The organism is Chryseobacterium sp. SIMBA_029 (genome assembly GCF_046535275.1).
Lineage (GTDB): Bacteria > Bacteroidota > Bacteroidia > Flavobacteriales > Weeksellaceae > Chryseobacterium.
This window is the reverse complement of the sequence record NZ_JAWRXA010000004.1, coordinates 1-20,991: the sequence shown is the minus strand read 5'-3', so window position 1 is coordinate 20,991 and position 20,991 is coordinate 1. Positions and strand designations below refer to the sequence as shown.

General features: G+C 36.7%; 15 protein-coding genes. 4 read left to right on the top strand and 11 right to left on the bottom strand.

The genetic code is table 11. The annotated features are described in order from the left end of the window. Positions 1–116: 116 nt before the first annotated feature. Positions 117–2,564: a primosomal protein N' gene (priA, locus tag SB679_RS07845; RefSeq protein WP_410701713.1), complete on the bottom strand. Its 2,448-nt coding sequence runs from the start codon at positions 2,562–2,564 to the stop codon at positions 117–119. A 108-nt stretch (positions 2,565–2,672) separates the two neighbouring features. Here priA and SB679_RS07840 point away from each other — a divergent pair, with 108 nt between their 5' ends. Then, positions 2,673–3,155 carry a hypothetical protein gene (locus SB679_RS07840; protein ID WP_410701712.1) on the top strand — a complete coding sequence of 161 codons (483 nt, stop codon included), beginning with the start codon at positions 2,673–2,675 and terminating at the stop codon, positions 3,153–3,155. Here SB679_RS07840 and SB679_RS07835 read toward each other — a convergent pair. The 6 genes from SB679_RS07835 to SB679_RS07810 all read right to left on the bottom strand — a co-directional run bounded on the left by SB679_RS07835 (position 3,145) and on the right by SB679_RS07810 (position 11,462). Beyond that, positions 3,145–4,053 carry an AEC family transporter gene (locus SB679_RS07835; protein ID WP_410701711.1) on the bottom strand — a complete coding sequence of 303 codons (909 nt, stop codon included), beginning with the start codon at positions 4,051–4,053 and terminating at the stop codon, positions 3,145–3,147. The two genes, SB679_RS07840 and SB679_RS07835, sit on opposite strands and share 11 nt — an antisense overlap. 125 nt (positions 4,054–4,178) lie before the next feature. Then, a complete protein-coding gene (locus tag SB679_RS07830) occupies positions 4,179–6,665 on the bottom strand; it encodes a beta-mannosidase (protein ID WP_410701710.1) in 2,487 nt (828 codons plus the stop codon). Positions 6,666–6,933: 268 nt separating this feature from the next. Beyond that, complete coding sequence (locus SB679_RS07825; RefSeq protein ID WP_410701709.1) at positions 6,934–7,596, bottom strand: copper homeostasis protein CutC; 663 nt, start codon at positions 7,594–7,596, stop codon at positions 6,934–6,936. 17 nt (positions 7,597–7,613) lie between these two features. Next, positions 7,614–8,165: a hypothetical protein gene (locus tag SB679_RS07820; protein WP_410701708.1), complete on the bottom strand. Its 552-nt coding sequence runs from the start codon at positions 8,163–8,165 to the stop codon at positions 7,614–7,616. A gap of 20 nt (positions 8,166–8,185) precedes the next feature. Beyond that, complete coding sequence (locus SB679_RS07815; RefSeq protein WP_410701707.1) at positions 8,186–9,178, bottom strand: isoaspartyl peptidase/L-asparaginase family protein; 993 nt, start codon at positions 9,176–9,178, stop codon at positions 8,186–8,188. Positions 9,179–9,194: 16 nt separating this feature from the next. Beyond that, positions 9,195–11,462, bottom strand: coding sequence for a family 20 glycosylhydrolase (locus SB679_RS07810; protein ID WP_410701706.1), 2,268 nt, complete (start codon positions 11,460–11,462; stop codon positions 9,195–9,197). Between the two features lie 104 nt (positions 11,463–11,566). Between SB679_RS07810 and SB679_RS07805 the strand changes: the two genes are divergently transcribed. After that, complete coding sequence (locus tag SB679_RS07805; protein WP_410701705.1) at positions 11,567–12,373, top strand: DUF4197 domain-containing protein; 807 nt, start codon at positions 11,567–11,569, stop codon at positions 12,371–12,373. Between the two features lie 95 nt (positions 12,374–12,468). Here the strand turns inward: SB679_RS07805 and SB679_RS07800 are convergent, their stop codons facing one another. After that, positions 12,469–12,837, bottom strand: a complete 369-nt coding sequence (locus SB679_RS07800; protein WP_410701704.1) for a hypothetical protein — start codon at positions 12,835–12,837, stop codon at positions 12,469–12,471. Between the two features lie 285 nt (positions 12,838–13,122). Further along, a complete protein-coding gene (locus tag SB679_RS07795; RefSeq protein ID WP_410701703.1) occupies positions 13,123–13,776 on the bottom strand; it encodes a CoA transferase subunit B in 654 nt (217 codons plus the stop codon). Between the two features lie 278 nt (positions 13,777–14,054). Here SB679_RS07795 and SB679_RS07790 point away from each other — a divergent pair, with 278 nt between their 5' ends. Further along, positions 14,055–15,860: an ABC transporter ATP-binding protein gene (locus tag SB679_RS07790; RefSeq protein ID WP_410701702.1), complete on the top strand. Its 1,806-nt coding sequence runs from the start codon at positions 14,055–14,057 to the stop codon at positions 15,858–15,860. Between the two features lie 61 nt (positions 15,861–15,921). On the opposite strand, the gene SB679_RS07785 is transcribed toward SB679_RS07790, so the two are convergent. Both SB679_RS07785 and SB679_RS07780 read right to left on the bottom strand, forming a co-directional pair. Beyond that, positions 15,922–16,623, bottom strand: a complete 702-nt coding sequence (locus SB679_RS07785; protein ID WP_410701701.1) for a CoA transferase subunit A — start codon at positions 16,621–16,623, stop codon at positions 15,922–15,924. 174 nt (positions 16,624–16,797) lie between these two features. Beyond that, positions 16,798–19,539 carry a fibronectin type III domain-containing protein gene (locus tag SB679_RS07780; protein WP_410701700.1) on the bottom strand — a complete coding sequence of 914 codons (2,742 nt, stop codon included), beginning with the start codon at positions 19,537–19,539 and terminating at the stop codon, positions 16,798–16,800. A 290-nt stretch (positions 19,540–19,829) separates the two neighbouring features. Between SB679_RS07780 and rplS the strand changes: the two genes are divergently transcribed. Further along, positions 19,830–20,186: a 50S ribosomal protein L19 gene (gene rplS / locus SB679_RS07775; protein ID WP_034709455.1), complete on the top strand. Its 357-nt coding sequence runs from the start codon at positions 19,830–19,832 to the stop codon at positions 20,184–20,186. Positions 20,187–20,991: the final 805 nt, after the last annotated feature.

Sequence of the window (20,991 nt, the reverse complement as noted above, 5' to 3'; positions counted from 1 at the left end):
ATTATAATCATTCAATAAAAGAGCCAAACATTAAATCAACGACCAAAAGTAGAAATTATTGTTAGAAGTGCAGCTATTAACGAGTAATAAAAGACCGTAAAGTATGTTAAAAATTGTTAAAAATCAACAAATACATCTTTTTTAATGCTTTGATAAGCAGTAATTTCATCAAATTCATTCAAACTTAATAAAACCATCGCTTTGAATTTCTCATAGTTTTTTCCGCGCGGCAATTTTAATAAAATCTGGAACTGGTAGAAATTATTGATCCTTGCGATCTGGGATTTTTCCGGACCCAAAACGCATTCCTCAGGAAGGTATTTCCGCAGAATAGAACCCAAAAACTGGGACGCACGGTTCACTTTATCTTCCCTTCTGTGTTTCAGCTCTATCATAATGAGCTTTGTGAAAGGCGGATAGTGAAATTTCTGGCGTTCTGTGAGAAAATATTTATAGATTTTCGGAATATTATTCATTTTGATCAGCTGGAAAACAGAGTGATCGGGATTAAAAGTCTGGATCAGGATTTTCCCCTTTCCGGAAACTCGTCCTGCCCTGCCGGAAACCTGCGTAATCAGCTGATACGCCCTTTCTTCTGCCCTGAAATCCTGGACATATAATAAGGAGTCTGCTTTTGGAATGGCCACCAGCTCAATATGATCAAAATCCAGCCCCTTGGAAATCATCTGGGTACCGACTACAATATCCGTTTCGCGATCTTCGATTTTCTCATACAGCTTTTCATAGGCAAATTTCTTACGCATAGAATCTACATCCATACGATCGACTTCTTTATCCGGAAATAATTTTGAAACTTCCTCATGAATCTGCTCTACACCTACTCCTTTCTCATTCAGATTTTCAGAGTGGCATTTGGGACAGGTTCTTGGTTTTGAAGCTCTCTGGCCGCAGTAATGACATTTCATTTCATTGGCAGCTTTGTGATACGTCATGACGACGTCACAATTCGAGCAATAATTCACGTAGCCGCAGCTTTCACATTCCAATACATTAGAATAGCCTCTGCGGTTATGAAGAATAATAGCCTGATTTTTTTCGTCGATTGTTTTTTTGATCTCTTCAATGAGCCTTAATGAGAAATTCCCGGAAACTTTTTTGGAATCCTGAGCTTCTTTAAGGTTAATCAATTCATATTCCGGAAGCTTTACATTCCCAAATCTCTCGTTCAGGAAAATATACTTCATTTTATCTTTTCTCGCCCGAAAATAACTTTCCACGGAAGGCGTTGCAGAACCTAAAATTACGCCCGCTCCATAAAATCCACCCAATATTAAAGCTGAATCCTTTGCATTAAAATGCGGGGTAATTTCTCTTGGCCGATAAGCGGAATCGTGTTCTTCATCTACAATGATCAATCCCAGGTTCTGATAGGGTAAAAACAGAGCATTCTTTGTTCCAACAAGGATTTTAATGTCATTCTGTTTGATTCTCCTCCATACTTCTACCCGTTCAAAATCTGTGAGTTTCTGATGATAAAAACCAAGATGACGGCCATATTTTTTTTCTAATCTTTGTGTAATTTGCTTTGTTAAAGCGATTTCAGGTAGCAGAAACAGTACATTTTTCCCGTTGCTGATGCACTCTTCAATTTTCTCAAGGTAGATATGCGTTTTTCCTGATGAAGTTACTCCGTGAAGGAGTACATTTTTATTTTCCTCAAAAGCTTCATCTATTTCCAGTTTGGCAGATTTCTGTTCTTCGGAAAGCTCTTCGATTTCCTCAATTTCCCCTTCGTAGCTTTCGAGACGGTCTTTCTGCATATAATATTCTTCTACAAGATTTTTATCTGCTAAAGATTTGAAATGGGAGCTTCCAAAGAATCCGTCTTCAAACAAAACGGCCTTTTTAATGGGAACATCCGGTTTTTCGGTCTGCATTTCCAAAATAAGAAGAAAAAGATCTTTCTGTTTGGGTGCTTTATTGAGTTTTAAAAGAATTTCTGTGAGGTTTTGATTGCTTAGCACTTCATTATTGATCTTTACGTAAGCAACTTCTTTGGCTTTATATTTTTCAGCTATTTTTTCATCAATCTCAATGTACTGAAGGTCAATCAGGGAATTGATAGTTTTAATAATCTCTTTTTTTGCAATAAACGCCTCAATATCGGTAAGGTTAATCAGCTGTCTGACTTCCAATGCCTGGATCAGATACATTTCGTTTACATCAAGGTTCTCAAAATCGACCTGAATATTCGGTTTTAACTTGAGATAAGTTTCACTTTCAAGTTTTAAGGATGAAGGAAAAGCAAAACGGTAAATTTCGCCCAGCCCGCACAAATAGTACTCTGAAAGCCAGTTCCAGAAGTCGATCTGTTCCGGCGGCATGATCGGGGAATCATCAAGAAGGCTGATGACCTCTTTGGCGACAAAATTTTCCGGTGCATTGTCATGAAGGTCAAAAACGATTCCCGTATAGATTTTCTTTCCTCCGAACGGCACTAAAACCCGCATTCCAAGCTGGATATCAGGAATTAATTCGTCCGGAACTTTGTATGTGAAAGAACCTTTTAAGTTGAGGGGTAAAATTATCTGGGCGTACTGCAAGGAAATTAATTAAAGTGTAAAATTAGATTTTTCTTTAGAAAACTGCAATTATTTCTATTTTTATAGCCGTTAAAAACATATTAATATTTTAATTTAAACTTCATAACCATGAAAAAATTCTTTTTTTTACTCTCATTATTTTTAATCATTAGTATTCAAGGGCAGGAAAAAGTACTTTTAAACAAGGGAGAAATAACCATTCCTATCGGACAAAAAATCATTCTTCAGCCTAAAATCCGAAACAATATAATCATCGGATTTACCATGGTTCAGGATCAAAAAGCCATTGATTCCATTGATCTCATGGAAATGTTTAAAAATCTTGAAAGGGATAAAATTACTGACAACAGCATAGAAATGACCTTTTCTGAAGCACAGATGATGAATACCCCACTTTTTGTATTAATTACTGTTCAAAAAACAGGAAAAAAGATGAATTTTAAGGCTAAGATGAGATTAAAAGGAGGTTCAAGTTATTCATCCACTTCCATCATGCCTGTCATCAGCAATGCAACTTCTGTTGAACAATGGAAAGATCCGATTGATTCTATTATACTGTATGATTTTGAATTGGAGCCTGTTAAAAAATAAGATCAATGAGGAAATACCAGACTGTCGAAGTCACAAATCCTACGAGGATACTGAATCCTATGATTAAATTGGTCAGTTTGGTATTTAACCTGAATTGTTCTGCAATGATACTTGAAGTGACTACTGTAGGCATTGCAGCCTCAAAAATGGTAATTTTCGCTACATCTCCTTTGATCCCTACTAATAAAGCCAATCCTAATACCATTGCCGGTGCCAGAATCAGTTTATAAAGCATCGATGTTGACATTTGGGGGATTAATTTTTTCCAGCCGTTAAATTTCAACTGAAGTCCCACTGAAAATAAAGCCAGCGGACTCACGGTTGCTGCAAGTTTATCAAAGAATGGTTCCGCTGCGGTGAAATCAATGAATTGTGAAAGTACTAATGCTGCAATACAACCTATGAGAGGAGGAAATGTGATCAATCTTTTTAATATAAACAGAGCACTTACTTTTCCGGATCTGCTTCCTCCTTTTACCGCCGCAATAATTCCTAATGTTGACAGGGCAAAAAACATCGTCTGGTCACAGATAATTGCGATACTTAACAGGCCTTCTCCGTAAAAAGCACTGATCAAAGGAAATCCGATAAAAGAAGTATTGCTATACCCGCTTACCAGCTCCATGGTGCTTCTTGATCTTCTTGAATACCCCTTGCTTTTACTGTAGAACATCATAAAAAAGAAGCAGAAAACAGCAATAAGGAAAGTCGCAACAATAGGGAAAAGCATTTCCATTGTCCAATGAACTTTGGGCAGATATTTAAAAGAAACTGCAGGCAGTGCAAGATAAAGAATCCATGTATTAATGCCTTTGTGGGCATCCGGATGGATAGATTTTGTTGCTTTGAATACCATTCCGGCAATAATGCATACTGCAATCAAAACAAAATTCACCATAATTCTAAAGAAATATGAGGCAAATTTACGGCTGAATTTTTAGTTGGACACCGTAAATTTTTATTTATTTTCCTAAAATAGCTGCCGTGATCATTTTATTCAAAGTTGTTATGAGGAAAGCAATTTTAATTCTTCAGTACATCCCAAAGGGTCATCACCTCCACTTTTTCGAATGGTTCAGATACTTGTATGATCCGGCTTGTGTTGGGAAGCAGATCAAAAAAGTTATCGCTGAAATGATAATCTCCCATCAGATAAACATCTTTCGCCAAAACGTCAGTCGAAACCTGTATTTGTGTGGAAGAGATTTTTTGTATGGTAATGGTAGGTTTTGCCAGCTTCAAATCTTTTGGTTTGGAGAAGAAATGGGTATTTTGGGCTATTACCTGCCCTTTTCCGTCTTTTAAAGTTAATTTCAAAAAAACCTCATTTTTATCTGAATCAGGAATTACATTTTCAATTTTAATAGGGTCAAACTTTACGATTCCTTCCAATGTTTTTCCGTCACGAAATGTGGTTATTTCATTGACAACTTCCCCATTACATTTGATAGCCTGTATTTCCACTACAACATCATTGAATTTGTTTACGCCATCATTTACCGCATAAAAATGTAGCGCTCCGTCTTTTTCTTCGGTAAGAAGAACCTGTTGTTCAAAACTTCTTTTCAGCTGATAATGCAATGCCTTCCAGTTTCCCGAATAGTCTATGGAAGACCAGGAAACGACAGGCCAGCAGTCATTAAGCTGCCAGTACAATGTTCCCATATTGTACGGTTTTGCCCGTCGGTGCGCCTCAATGGCGATCTGCATTCCTCGTGCCTGGAGCAATTGTGAGACATAATTATATTGAACAAAATCCGTTGGAATTGTATAATCACGCTGCATGTATTCACTGATGATTTCCCAGCCTCTTGCATGTTTTTCGTGGGCTTTTATCGTAGTATTTTCCAGATTCAGATCCAGATTTCTGGAAAACATTGATTTTGTGGTTTCCAGCGTTGGCATTCCCTGAAAACCATATTCAGACATAAACCGTCCCACTTTTTCGTTGTAGATTTCAAATGGCTGTTCTCCCCACCAAACGCCCCAGTAATGGGAATCTCCTTCTGTTAAGCTTTCTTTATGTCCCCATCCGATTGAGGGTGAACTCGGCCAGTAGATACTGCTGAAATTGGCTGTATATTTTTTTATAGCATTGGGAATCACTTCATGAAAAATCTTCTTATAATCTTTCCAAACCTGTAATGAATCTTCTTTTGAATATTTAAATTGTTTCTGATATCCCCAATTGACAATCGCTTCATCAATTTCATTATTTCCGCACCACAACGCTAAGGAAGCATGATTTTGAAGTCTTTCGACCTGATCTTTGACTTCCATCTCTACATTTTTTTGAAAATTATCATCTGAAGGATAAAAGCTTCCTGCAAACATAAAATCCTGCCAAACGAGAATTCCGTTTTCATCACAAGCCTTGTAAAATTCGTCGTCTTCGTAGATTCCGCCGCCCCAAACACGAATCATATTCATATGGGCATCTTTACAGTCTTTAATGAGCTTTTGATATTTATCTTTACTCATCCTTGGAGAAAAACTATCACCCGGAATCCAGTTGGTTCCTTTGATATACAAAGGCTTCCCGTTTACTTTAAAATAAAAAGATTTTCCTTTTTCGTCTTTTTCCTGAATTAATTCAATTTTTCTTAAACCAATGGAATAGTTTCTTTCTTCTAATAGTTTATTATTCCTAAACAGTTTAAAATTAAAATTTGTCAAATCAGGATTTCCCATTCCGTTTGGATTCCAGATTTTAGCATTGTTTATGACCTTTGCACTTCTTATTGAAATGTCACCTTTAAAAATATCAGCCTCTAAAAGCTCATCATTAATGAGGATTTTATATTTTCCCTTTTTCCGGATGTCAAGATTAATTCTAAGATCTACCAATGCCTGATTAGAAAGGGAATCTCTCCTCGAAATCCCTATGGAATTCATTTTTGCAAAATTCCAGAAATTGAGTTTTACCTCTTTCCAAATTCCTGCGGTTACCAGTCTTGGTCCCCAATCCCATCCAAACTGGTATTGAGCTTTCCTTACAAAGCTTCTGGGAGATTCCGGCATGGTAAACGGAACTTTTTTAGCGAGTTCTTTGCCCTCAGTAACCGCTGATTTGAAATTGACCTGTAACAGATTATCTCCTGATTTGAGATATTCTTTCACCGGGATCTCCCACTTCCTGAACATATTGTCCGTTTTTCTCAACAGTTTGCCATTGAGATAAATCTCTGTGAAAGTATCTAATCCATTAAAAACCAAATCAATATTTTGATTTTCAAGTTCTTTTGGAGTAACGGTAAAAGTCGTATGATACTCCCAGTCTTCATTTTCTACCCACTGCACTTTTTTTTCATTATCATCTTTAAAGGGATCCGGAATAAGTTTATGATCCATTAAATCCATATGGACTGTTCCGGGAACTGTTGCAGAAAGCCAGTTTTTATCTTTTGTATTTTTAAACTGCCATTTTTCCAAAGACAGACTTCTTTCTGAAAACTGTGCAGAGAGTATATTCTGAATAAGAAGAAAAGCAAAAAGGAGCGTTTTATTCATGAAGGAAAATATCAATTGTAACGATTTTATTTGTCATTCTGAGGAACGAAGGAATCTCTATACACTTCATTTCGAACCATTAAGATTAAAATGAAGCTTTAAGAATGTGAATTTGAGATTCTTCACTTCGCTCACGCTTCGTTCTGAATGACAGTTGCTTTGTCATTTCGACGACAGGAGAAATCTCTTTCTTCTTTTTATAATGAGATTCTTCACTCCGCTTATGCTTCATTCTGAATGACAAACTACGTGTATATTCTAATAAAAATCAACTATTTTTCAAAGCCGCAATTTCATCTGTATCAGCAAATGAACCGCCATCGGTAATTGCAGAAGAGTGAAAATAAACAGCATTGGAGTATGCTCTTATTTCCTGAATATTGGTTGAACGGAGACCGCCGCCCACCAGTATTTCTATTCTGCCATTGGAAAGTGCAACCAGCGTTTTTAAATTTTCTTTTCCTTCTGAAACATTAGGCATCTGCCCTGAGGTTAGAATGGTTGTAAAACCGCATTCTATTACTTTCTCCAAAGAATCTTCCAAATCTCTGGCTCTGTCAAAAGCACGATGAAAAGTACAGGGTAAAGGATGTGCCAATTCAACTAAGGTTTTATTTTGGCCCATATTCACTTGTTCCTGTTCATCTAAAATTCCAAAAACGAAACCATCAACATGTAAGGATTTTAATTGAATCAATTCTGACTTCATTTGTTCAAATTCTGAATCAGAATAGGTGAAATTTCCACCTCTGGGACGAATCATTACAAAGATGGGAATGTTGATTGTTTCACGAAGTTGTTTCACTGTTTCAAAAGCGGGTGTTGTTCCGCCTTCACTTAATCCGTCGCACAATTCTATTCTGTCGGCTCCATTTTCAAAAGCTATGATTGCAGATTCCGGATTGAAACAGGCTATTTCTATTTTTGACATTTTAGTTTACTTTAATTTTATTCTTTTTCAATAACATCTGCTATCAGAAATTTATTTCCTTTTTTTACGACTCCTATTTTACGATCAAAAAAAGCCTTGACACCTTCATCTCTTAATTCTACATCGAAAACAAAGGCATCGTCTCCTGAAATAGCAGCTAATTCACATTTTGAAACTTCAATATGTACCCAATCCTGAGCGGAAATAAGAAATCCTGTATTTATCCCTGCATATTTTGTATTGAATTTATCTTTCCATTTATCCTGAAATTCCTTTAAGGTAAGACTTCCATCTACATCCATGTCTACATTGGTAGCATCTGTTTTATACTCATAATAATCTTTGGTTGTAATATCCTGCATCGCCTTATCCATGGTAGAAAGATCTGTTTTGAAAAATTTTTCAATACTTGCCACCAGCCATTTTTTGGCTTCTTCAGATTCATTGGACTTACCTTCTGAAACCACTTTTTCTTTTGGAATATCTGTGACTGGTACTATTGTTTCTTTCTTCTCTTCTTTACAGCACATCATCATCAATAATAAAGAAGTAATGATTATTTTTTTCATATTTGATTCTATCTAAAAATTTATTTTAAAGCAAATTCAGGTTTTTCCAGACGGTTTCCTTTCTGATCCTGCACGGCAAAATTAAACCCATCCTGAATACAGTAAGAACCGTATTCTCCTTTTTTATTCAATGCGATAAAGCCTACCTGAATATCTTTTAAATCTTTATTTCTTCTCTGGGCAATCTTCACAATCCTTTCTACAGCTTCTTTACAGGCCTGCATAGGATTTCTTCCCTGTCTCATTAATTCAACAACCAGATGGGTTCCCACAGTTCGGATTACTTCTTCGCCATGACCTGTTGCTGTTGCAGCGCCCACTTCATTGTCCACAAATAATCCAGCTCCGATAATTGGGGAATCTCCTACTCGTCCGTGCATTTTAAAAGCCATACCACTGGTGGTACAGGCTCCGGAAAGATTTCCCTGTGCATCCAATGCGATCATTCCGATTGTATCATGGTTTTCAATATTGGCAACGGGCTTGTATTCACTGGTTTTCAACCATTCCTTCCACTCTTTTTCTGATTCCGGAGTGAGCAGGTTTTCTTTTTTGAAACCTTGGGAAACAGCAAACTGTAATGCCCCATCACCAACCAACATCACGTGAGGTGTTTTTTCCATCACTGCTCTTGCCACAGAGATAGGATTTTTAATATTTTCCAAGGCAGCCACGGAACCGATATTGTAGTTTTCATCCATGATACAGGCATCCAATGTTACTCTGCCGTCTCTGTCAGGGCGACCGCCATAGCCTACGCTTCTTTCGTTGGGATCTAGCTCCACTAACCGAACTCCTTTTTCCACCGCGTCTAAAGCACGGCCGCCTTTTCCTAAAATGGTCCATGCTTCCTGATTGGCTTTTAATCCAAAATTCCAGGTTGAAAGAACGATCGGTTTGTTAATAATGGCACTACTTTCAGGTAATTCTTTAGCAATCAGGTCCAGCGGATTCAGCAAAAATGCGGAAGACACCAACGCTGTGTTTTTTATAAATTTTCTTCTAGAATTCATAATTTAGGTGTTATAATTATAGGGCTCCGATTTCATCTACGAAAAGCCATGCCTGAGAATTTGCTCCCGGATTTCCGGCAGGAATAATTCCGGCATTTTCTATTTTGAGTTTGATATATTTTGAGTTTTGAGTTCCTACATTCAGTCTGATCTTTCCCTGTGCATTCTGAATTTCATCTTTCCCGATTTCTTTGATCATGGTAAAATTCTTATTGTCATCGGAAATAAATACTTGGGCAGATTTCGCCAAATGAATCCAACTTCCTTTATTTTCCAGGGTATTAAAATAGACTTCCGTAAAATTTGTCTTTTGCCCAAGATCAATAACAGCTACTACATCCTTTCCCTGAAAACCCAGCCACGTTTTGCCCAACTGTCTGGGATTGCCTATAATACCATCTACCAAGGTAAAAGCACCTCCGAATGAATAATTTTCACTTGGCTGCTGTTCTAATGTGATTGTTTTCCCTGTTGTTTTGGAAACTGTAAATGTTTGGGAGGATATGGCACTTTTCAACTGATTATTTTCAAAATAAGCTGATTTTATAGTCGTTGACTTCAACACCGGAATCGGTTGCTGATACGTTTGCGATTGTAGTGTAGGATCTGTACCATCCACTGTATATTTTATTCCGGCTGGATTTTGTGAGGTTGAAAGTTCATAGGCAATCCCATTATTTCCCGGAATTACTTTTGCAGAAATATTATAGATACTTTTTGCATAATTAATATTCATTTTATCTAATGCTGCAAACTGATGAACCACTCTGTTTTCAAAATCTTTGTAATTTTTTGAATCGGCAGTTCCCCATGCAACTTCGGAAAGCGCCATAATCCTTGGGAAAATCATGTATTGTACTTGTTTAAAATCCGGAATATATTCTGTCCATAAATTAGCCTGTACCCCCAGAATATATTTTGCCTGTTCTGCATTCAACTCTGCCGGCACAGGGCTATAAGAATATACTTTATCTAAAGGAGTAAAACCTCCGAATGCATTGGGTTCCGATTGCGGATCACCCTGATAATGGTCAAAATAGCAATATGATCCGGGAGTCATTACAGCAAAATGACCGGACTTTGCCGCTTCAATTCCACCATTTACGCCTGTCCAGCTCATCACAGCAGCATTGGGAGCCAATCCACCTTCTAAAATTTCATCCCATCCAATGATTTTTCTTCCTTTTTTATTAATGTATTTTTCTATTCTCTGAATGAAATAACTCTGTAACCCATGTTCATCTTTTAAGTTATTTTTTTTGATCAGTTCCTGGCAGTGGGCACATTCTTTCCATCGTGTTTTGGGACATTCATCGCCTCCTATATGGATGTATTGGGATGGGAAAAGTGCGATCACTTCATCCAATACATTTTCTAAAAAGGTAAAAGTCTCTTCTTTCGGGCAAAATACATCATCAAAAACACCCCATTTTGTAGCGGCCTCAAAAGGTCCTTTGGTACAAGCCAGTTCAGGGTAAGCGGAAAGTGCCGCTAATGCATGTCCAGGCATTTCTATTTCGGGAACAATGGTAATATGGCGTTGTTGAGCGTATTTCACCACCTCTTTAATCTGTTCCTGCGTATAGAAATAAGGCCCGTACGGTTTTCCGTCAAACGTATTGTCGACATATGCTCCGATCATCGATTCTTTTCTCTTTGAACCGATTTCGGTAAGCTTAGGATATTTTTTTATTTCAATTCTCCAGCCCTGATCATCTGTTAAATGCCAGTGAAAGGTATTGAGTTTATACATCGCCAGATAATCAATGTACTGTTTTACTTCTTCTACGTTGAAGAAATGACGGCAGACGTCCAGATGCATTCCCCGCCATGCAAACTTCGGCTGATCATTGATTTCCATAGCTGGAATTTCTCTGCTGTCTTTATATTCTTCAAAAAGCTGTATCAATGTTTGAAGTGCCAAAAAATAACCTTGTTTGGTATAAGAACTTATTAAAATTCTTTTCGGAGAGATGTAAATAGAATATTTTTCTTTATCCTCTTCAGGATGAATAGGGATTTTCGGTTGTGGTACCAGCATATGCATCACATGAACCTTTTCTGTACTGCTGCTGGTTTGAAATTTAACCTGGGAACCCAGACGTTTTTTGAAATATTCTGTTTCTTCTTTGGGGAGCTTATTATTCAATATCAGCGTCTCGGGAATAATGAACGTACCTTCCTGCATGGTTACGCTTTGAGGATAAGGTATTAAATCCAGTTTCGTCTGAGCATGAAAAGCAGTTGAAACAAGAACAGAAAATACAAAAAGAAAACGTCGCATCTAAGTATGATTTAGGTTGTAGCGAATATAATTATTTTATTAAAAACTTAACTTATGATTTAACCTATTCCCCAATAAAACATCTAAATTTGCAAAAATATACAATGAGAAAAATTATTTTAGTAACAGCTGGACTTTTTGTTTCAGCTTCTTCACAGGCACAAATTTTAGATGTTATAAAATCTACAGTTAAAGATAAAACAGGTATTGATCTTAATACTCCGATCAAAACAAAAAGCACTACAAGTACCACTACCACTACATCATCCCCCAAAACTTCTCCTATAAATCTTAATAGTCTTACATCAACAGAGGTTTCATCCGGATTAAAGCAAGCCTTAAATCTTGGAGTTACTGAAGGAGTAAAGAAATTAGGAGTTACTGATGGTTTTTATAAAAATGACCTGGTTAAAATCTTAATGCCTGAAAAATTAAGAGCAATTGACACAAAACTTCGTATGGTAGGCCTGGGAAGCCTTGCAGATCAGGGAGTAAAATTACTGAACAGAGCAGCTGAAGATGCCGTTACTGAATCAGCTCCTATTTTTGCCAATGCCATTACTTCGATGACAATTACGGATGCAAAAAATATTTTATTGGGAACGGATAATGCAGCAACTAATTATTTGCAAACCAAAACTCAGAGTCAGTTGTTTACAGCTTTCCAGCCAAAAGTGAAGGCATCTTTAGGAAAAGTAGGTGCTGATACGGTTTGGAAAAGCCTTATTTCAAAGTACAATATGCTGACAGGACAGGCGGTAACCACCGATCTTAATGAATATGTAACGACTGAAACCATTAACGGTGTTTTCAAAATGGTTGCAGAAAAAGAAAGCGGAATCAGAAATAATTCTGTGATGAGAACGACAAGTATTTTACAGAAGGTTTTCGGAGCTCAGGATAGTAAATAATATCTTTTTTTAAGAAGTAAAAGCCAGAATAAACATGTTTACTCTGGCTTTTTTGTGTTAAAATGTCACACTTTTAAACTTGATAAAGATGTTTCCTATAAAGGACAGAAAAGAATAAGAAGTAGATTATTCGTAGTACTAATCGTTGATCCTGCATAATAGTAGTAAGACCAGGTGACCCCACCCGGAACTACAGGTTGGTTTAACCACCACGCACGGCAAGCAGTGCTGCCCAGATAGGCTATATTCCCATATGGAGCGGAAACGTTGGCAATTTGGTCTGCTTCTGCAGCATTACGTGCAGCTACTCCTGTTCTCTTGTTTACAACATAATACGTCGTTGCTTTCAATTTTTCGGCTGGAGCTGTAGTTGTATTGGGATTAATGTTTGCCTTGGGGGCAGGCGACAGTGAAGTGTAGCATGTTAAAAGTGCCGTTCCTAAAATAATAACCAGATTTGTCATAATAAATTTTGTATTTGATGTTTCCTACTCTTTTAAAAGCTTTTGGGATTCCGCTTGTGATTAATTCTATAGCATAAAATTGTAGTTTATTATCTGTAGAATAAAGAATCAACTAGTAAGTGTAGAAATTCATCTAGTATTTGTTTCCATCTGCCTGGTAACTGTAAATTATAGTATGAAATATCTAATTGAGATTATTAACTAAAAGAAAAAACAGTAAAGATCCGAGAATCTCTACTGTTTAGTATGTGTTTTATTAAATTCTGTGTAGTTTTTGCAGACTTTTTAAAACTGCATTTCAGGGATTTCTCCTTCTATGATCAGCTCTGCTTCTGTAGATTGTACGATATGTTCTACTGAAACACCAGGTGCTCTTTCTACCAGCTTGAATCCTTCTGGAGTTACATCCAACACTGCTAGTTCGGTCACTACTCTTTTTACGCAATTAACACCCGTTAAAGGCAGTGTACATTTTTTCAGAATTTTACTTTCTCCTGCTTTGTTTACGTGCATCATGGCAACGATAATATTTTCAGCAGAAGCCACCAAATCCATAGCACCCCCCATTCCTTTTACCATTTTTCCCGGAATTTTCCAGTTGGCAATATCTCCGTTTTCGGAAACTTCCATTGCTCCAAGAATGGTTAAATCTACTTTCTGGCCGCGGATCATCCCGAAACTGAAGGCTGAATCGAAAAACGAACCTCCAGGCAGAATAGTGATCGTCTGTTTTCCAGCATTGATGACATCTGCATCTTCTTCACCTTCGAAAGGAAAAGGGCCCATACCGAGAACTCCGTTTTCACTCTGGAATTCTACGGAAATACCCTCTGGAACGTAGTTGGCAACCAAAGTAGGGATTCCAATTCCCAGGTTTACATAGTAACGGTCTTTCAGTTCTTTTGAAATCCTTTTAGCAATTTGTTCTTTTGTAAGCATAATAAAAACTTAAACTGCAATTTAATTCTTTTCACTTGAATACAAAAGATCTTTGTTATTCAAAATTACCACCACCACTTGGATTCGGGATAAAGCTTTCATTTTTAGATATTATATCCCCGATAAATTACCCTGAGGCAAAGTTTCCTGAAAATATCAGTAATTTCTAACCTCTCTCCTCCGGCTCCAGCCGCATTATATTAATTTTCTTAACCCAAACTCATGTTAGTACTGTAAGTCAAAATAATATCTTTAATTTTGCACCATTATTTTGTAGAATGAAAATACTTTTAAAATACCTTAAGCCTTACAAATGGTTGATCGCCTTTTCTTTGTTTTTGGCAACCATTAACCAGGTTTTTTCTTTATTTGCGCCAGCTATTACTGGTAATATCCTTGATAAACTGGTTACCCATCCTAATTTCTTTGATAAAGAAAAACTCTTACCCAGAAATCTGAATCAATATTTATACGGAGACGGAATTTACCATGGTGTGTTTTATTTTTTAACATTACTCATCGGAACTGCGATGGTAAGCCGGATTGCTAAAGCTTTTCAGGATTATGCAGTAAGCGTTATCACTCAAAAATTTGGGGCAAAAATCTTTACGGACGGCTTGAAACATTCAATGGCATTGCCTTATCAGGAATTTGAAGATCAAAGGAGTGGTGAAACCCTGTCAATTTTAACAAAAGTAAGAGAAGATACCGTAAAATTCATTACCAGTTTTATTAATATCTTCTTCGGAATTTTGGTCAGCATTATTTTCGTTTCGGTGTATGCTATCCGCTTACATTGGTCGATCATGCCTGTCTATATCTGCGGAATTTTCCTGATTGCATTCATTACCAATTTATTGAGTAAAAGAATAAAAAGTATTCAGAAAAACATTGTTTCGGAGACCACCGCTTTAGCTGGAAGTACTACAGAAAGTTTAAGAAATATAGAAATTGTTAAAAGTTTAGGATTAACCAATCAGGAAGTGATCCGTTTAAATAACAATACGTACAAAATTTTAGGTCTTGAACTCAGAAAGGTGAAAAGCATTCGTTCTTTGAGCTTTATCCAGGGAACAATGGTCAATTTTCTTCAACAGATGATTACGATGACCTTATTGCTTTTAATTTTTAAAAATATTGTAACTCCGGGACAGTACCTGTCTCTTATGTTTTATGGTTTCTTCATTTTCGGACCAATGCAGGAAATCGGGAATATCATCATTTCATACCGTGAGGCTGAGGCTTCTCTTTTTAATTTTGATAATTTAATGAAAAAAGAAGTGGAAGAAAAACCGCTTCATCCCAAACAAATTGGTGCTATTGAAGAATTGGAATTTAAACACGTTTCTTTTAAACACCAGTCTGCCCAGTATAAAGCTTTAAATAATATCTCTTTTGATGTTAAAAATGGCGAAACTATTGCTTTTGTGGGACCTAGTGGTTCCGGGAAAAGTACATTGGTAAAATTACTGGTTGGATTGTACAGACCTCAGGAGGGAAATATTTTTTACAATACTATTAATGGAAAAGAATTCGATTTTGATGAACTGAGAAATCAAATTGGTTTTGTGACCCAAGACACTCAGCTTTTTGCAGGAACCATTAAGGAAAATCTTCTTTTTGTAAACCCTAACGCTACAGAATTGGATCTGGAAATCGCTTTACAGAAATCAAGCTGTACAGCATTGTTGGAACGAGCTGAAAAAGGTATAGAAACTGTCATTGGTGAAGGCGGACTGAAATTGAGTGGTGGAGAGAAACAAAGAATTGCCATTGCACGGGCACTTTTAAGAAAACCTCATTTACTGATTTTTGATGAAGCCACTTCAGCGTTGGACAGTATTACTGAAGAAGAAATAACGTCTACGATTAAAGATATTTCAAAAGAAAAGGAACAGATCACGGTACTTATTGCGCATCGTTTAAGTACAATTATGCATGCAGACCGGATTTATGTCCTTGAACGCGGACAGGTGATAGAAATGGGTTCCCATAACAATTTAATTGCTGAAAAAGGTTTGTATTACGCCATGTGGCGACAACAGATCGGGGAAAGAAAGATGCTCATTTCACCGGAAGCATAACACAAAAAAAGCGCTGAAATATTTTCAGCGCTTTTTGTTTTAAATATAGTCTTTGCAGAACTTATTCTTTTGTTCTGACCGTTCTCTGCTCAATTCTTTTTTCAAATTTTTCGCCCTGGAAAATCCTTTGGATCATAATTCCCGGGATATGAATTTCGTTAGGATCTAATTGTCCCGGTTCCACCAGTTCTTCTACTTCGGCAATGGTGATTTCTGCGGCACCAGCCATAGGATGGTTGAAATTCCTTGCAGATCCTTTAAAAATAAGGTTTCCGGCATAATCTCCTTTCCAGGCTTTCACGATAGAGAAGTTTGCTTTGTAAGCATGTTCCAGGATATGCGGTTTCCCATCAAAATCTTTCACTTCTTTACCTTCTGCGATCTCCGTTCCGAATCCTGCAGGGGTATAAAAAGCAGGAATTCCTGCCTGAGCAGCTCTGCATTTCTCTGCAAGAGTACCTTGCGGCGTCAGTTCAACATCCAATTCTCCTGAAAGCATCTGTCTTTCGAATTCTGCATTTTCTCCTACATAAGAGGAAATCATTTTTTTGATTTGTCTTTTATGAAGCAATAATCCTAATCCAAAATCGTCAACTCCGGCATTATTTGAAATACATGTTAAGTCTTTTACATCACTATCTACCAAAGCATTAATTGAATTTTCAGGAATACCGCAAAGTCCAAATCCGCCCAACATTAAAGTCATTCCATCTTTAATTCCGTCTATGGCCTCCTGTGCATTTTTTACTCTTTTATCTATCATGATAACATTAGATTTTCTGTTGCCTAAATTTAATAAATTTTCTCATATATCCGATACTAAGGATTTTTTGATTATATCTTCCATTTGACCTGCCTGTAAGAATGATTCTTAATCGATAAAAAGAAAGCGCAAATATTTAATTCCCGCTTCTTTTGTGTGTGATATTGTAATGATTTACTGTATCACTAGTTTTAAAGTAAATAACTTTCTTGTGTGAACTTTCACAAAATACACTCCTTTCGGAAGATTTTCATTCACGAGAGAAAAACGCTGATTGTGAATATTTTTTGATTCGTACAAGAGTTCTCCTGAAGCTGATACCAACTCAATTTTTTCAATCGGATAATCACTTTTAATGAAGGTAGGTTCTCCCGGTTTTGTAGGATTGGGATATAAAATTACATTTTTCTGGGTGCTGTTTTTTACTTCATCAGTTCCTAACGTGGCCGAAGTCACCTGAAACTGCGTCCTGTTCGAAACTTCTGTATAGGAATCATTGGTAAACATTACCATATAATAGTTTCCGGGAGTCGTTGGAAGAGCTGTCCCCTGGATTGTTTTAGTACCTTGAGTTACTCCATCAAAATAAGTATAGGAAACAAAGTTATCATCCGGAATCTGAACATTCTGAGGATAAATTCCCAGCCAGTCTTTGATAATCCCCGGAGAATCCGTCCATGAAGCCGTAATATTTTCCCCTAGTGTATACACCGGCTTGTTGATCCATAATTCTGTTACAATATCCCCTACTTTAAAGAATACTTTGTCACCGATTCCAGTATATCCGTCTTCCAATAAATATTGCGCGTAATAATATCCTTTCGGAAGTCCTGTAAAATTAAGGGTTCCCGCAGGTGTGGTTACATAATTCCATTTGAGAGAGGTATTGGTTCCCGGCGTCTGGCCCATTTTATAAATACCGATCCAGTCTTTTACCAGATTTGGTCCGTTGCTGAAATTTATAACAACCGTTCCGCCCACAGGATATGTATCGGCTGTAGTTTGAAGCTGTACCTTTGGCCCTACATAAAAGTTTTTTCTGCCTGTAATTTCCGTATATCCGTTGTTAGCAAAGAAACCTGCAAAATACTGCCCTTTAACCGCCATACCATTGCTGAAAAGAGCTGTTCCTGCCGTCTGTCCGTTGGTATAAACAAATCCTTGGGAAGTCACAGAAGCCGGAGTCTGTCCTTTTTTATAAATTCCCGCCCAATCCTGCTGGTTCCCCGGGCCTCCCGTGTAAGTAGCCGTTATCGGTTCATTTTGTGTGTATTCAGTTTTATCTAAAACAAAAGTCGGATTAGAGACTACACTTCCTGTAATTTCAAACTGTTTGACATCACTCCAGTCACTCCACTCCAGATTTCTGTCTCTGTATCTGGTTTTCACATAATATATTCCATTGGATATAGAATTGGTGGCAAATGTTGCCTTGGTAATGTCAATTCCGGCGTTTAAATTTTTTGTTTTATCAGGAGTTGTATTTCCGTCTTTTCCGAACCAGTTCTCATAATCACGGTACAATTCCTTTTCAATCACTGAAAAATCAGCTGCCTTACTTATTAAAAACTGGGTGGTATTTAAAAGTTCTCCGTTTGGCGATGAAAAAGCACTTCCATTTAAAGTCAACGGTAATGTTACCGGAGCAGAGAATGTATTTGTAATAGACGGTTTAGCGGGTTTAGGCTGATTTTTATACCTATGAAAAGTATCGACCAGTTCATTATATTTTTTATTATATACTCCACCGATAGAATAACATTCCACATCTACTTTTCCACTTAATACATCTACTTCAACAATCTGGTACGTCCAGTCTGTCAATGTTTTCTGAACATCATCAAAATCCTGCTCTGTGGACATTCCCCAATATTGATCCCAGGCCGTACCCCCGGAAATTATCTGATAGTTAGGTGTATTTTTAAGCTGTCCCCTATGATATAAGTGGTGATGCGCTCCAACATGCATTAAATATTTATTGGAAGTCGTTAAAAGTGGTACCGCATTATTTCTTACCCATGTAGAAATATCTCCCACATATTGCTCTGCCTGATAAGGTCTGTGACTTAATGAAATAATCCAGTCTACCGTAGAATCATTATTGGCAGCATTTAAAATCTGCTGCAGCCATGTTTGCTGTTCAGAACCTGTATGTTCGGAGCTTAAACTTATAAATAATACATTTCCTGCCTGCTGGGCATAATAGTTTTCATTTCCGGAGGCGATATTTTTATATTTAATTTCATCAATATAAAAATGGGCATAATAAGAGTTCATCCCCATCGTCCCATAGGTTTCATGATTTCCTACCGTTGTCTGTATTGGAAGATACGGTGACAGCTTGATATTCTTTTTAAAATGAACATTCTCATAATGATCTAATGTCCCTACATCTACCTGGTCTCCTACCATAAAAGTAAGCGCAACATTATCAGAAGGATCTGAATCTGCTCCAAATTTTTGTTTTAATTTTTTAAATGCATTTAAGGTAAGCGTATCATATCTTGGTTCAGCTTTGATCTGGTTATCTCCCATAATCAAAAACCGGATTTTACCATCTGCAGTAGCCGCCTGTCCCGGTAAGGGAAGTGTTCTGAAATTATATATGGCAGATTCACTGGTTCCTGTTTTTATTTTATAATAATATTTTGTGTTCGGCTGTAAATTGGTAATTTTTGCAGTGTGGTAATAGTAGTTATTATTGTATCCTGTATCCGAAAAGATATTAGTAGTCCCTGTAACGGTCACATTCAGACTGGTTGGTGAATTTCCATAAATAACCGTTGTCTCATTATTGGAAGCCGTTTTCCAATTAACAATCATAGAATTGGGCGCCGGATTCTGTAAATAAGGAAATAAGGTCTGCCCAAATGCCATGTTGACGACCAAACAAAAAAAGAATAAATAATTTTTCATAATACTTTTAAGTTTAAAAATAGGGAGTAAGACATGGAATTATATGTTAGTAGCCTTAAGACCCCCTATTTATATTTCGTGCAAAAGTAGAAGACCAATGTAAACTCAGGCTGATATTAAAATCAATGGTATGTTAATTTTTAAGAATGGAACCTGCTGAAAACAGGTAGTTTAATAACATAAAATTATTTGTTTATTTCAAAAACTATTTTGTATATTTGCAATCTGTTATTCAACCTCTGACGAAAAGCGTGTAAGTTGCTTAGCCTTAACATTTTATTTTATTAAAAATGGATTTATTAAAGTACGTACAAGACAAGTACATTACAAAAAAAGAATTCCCTGAATTCAAAGCCGGTGATACAATCACTGTGTATTACGAAATTAAAGAAGGACAAAAGACAAGAACTCAGTTCTTCAAAGGTACCGTAATTCAATTAAGAGGTACTGGATCTACAAAAACTTTTACCATCAGAAAGATGAGTGGTGATGTAGGTGTAGAAAGAGTATTCCCTATCAACATGCCTGCTCTTCAAAAAATTGAAGTTGACAGAAGAGGTAGAGTTAGAAGATCTAGAATTTATTACTTCAGAGACCTTAGAGGTAAGAAAGCTAGAATCAAAGATGCTGCTTACAAGAAAAAGTAATTCAGACAACAATACATACAAAAAGAGGCTGTTTCCATGTGAAGCAGCCTCTTTTTATTGATCATTACCTAAGCTCTCTATCTATTTTTTAAATAGTGTGAAAATATTGTCAGGTAAAATTCTGGTTTCATTTGTATTAAAAACTGTTTATTAAATACTGTCAGTTGAATTATTCCTGAGAATAAATTATATATGATAGTATGTCGTTCTTTCTAAGCAAAAAATTATTGGGAAAGTTCCTTATTAAAAGGAGTAAAGACGGAGCCAATTGTATTGATTTTAAGAAGCTCCTGGATAAAAGACAACTTTTTTTGAACGTATCTGTATATTTCGGCTAAAGCCGGTGGATTTTTATGTATTGATTTATTGCTTGATTCATTCATTGAGGCCGGGCTAAAGCCCGACCCTATTGAATATTTCCTACGCGGGATAGAATATGGGAGCCTATGAACTTGAGTTTCGCGTTGGGAGCTTAAGTATTCCTATTCCTTAAATCTTTTTACTCCTGGATGATTGATGTATAATAGAAAGTAGTTGATTGACACAATTGATTTGACTCTAACAATACAATTTGATTGATATATCTATACTGTAATATTGTTACATTGTTATGTTACATTTATTTTGAGGTATTGGTGTATTAATATAATGATTGGAGTAATGATAATGCTTGAAGTATTGAGATGTTGGAGTTGGGGTATATGCAAAAAAAAGTCTCATACAAGTACATGTATGAGACTTTTAATAAAAACTGGCGGCGTCCTACTCTCCCGCTTTCGCAGTACCATCGGCGCTGGCAGGCTTA